This is a genomic window from Bartonella queenslandensis AUST/NH15 (assembly GCF_000312585.1).
Taxonomy (GTDB): domain Bacteria; phylum Pseudomonadota; class Alphaproteobacteria; order Rhizobiales; family Rhizobiaceae; genus Bartonella; species Bartonella queenslandensis_A.
In genome coordinates this window covers 1-216 of the sequence record NZ_HE998046.1, presented here as the reverse complement: position 1 = coordinate 216, position 216 = coordinate 1, and the positions used below count along the sequence as shown (strand labels likewise).

At 41.2% G+C, this 216-nt stretch carries 1 protein-coding gene; it reads right to left on the bottom strand.

Translation table 11 applies throughout. The features are described 5' to 3' along the window. A partial coding sequence (locus tag BN338_RS09265; protein WP_039761411.1) for a DNA adenine methylase occupies nucleotides 1-216 on the bottom strand: 216 nt, incomplete at both ends.

Sequence of the window (216 nt, the reverse complement as noted above, 5' to 3'; positions counted from 1 at the left end):
GGATTATTTGAAGAGCATGTATAAGATGTGGTGACCTCTTTTATCTTAAATGGGCTAAAGCTTTTACGGATCTCGGGCACATCATTGAGAGACAGAAGAAACTTTCCCTTTAATTGTGCAAGCAGTGCGGACATCCTCTGATAATCCTCTCGCTTAAACAAATCCTTTCCATAGTAATCCTCAGCACCCCAATAAGGCGGATCAAGGTAAAACAAG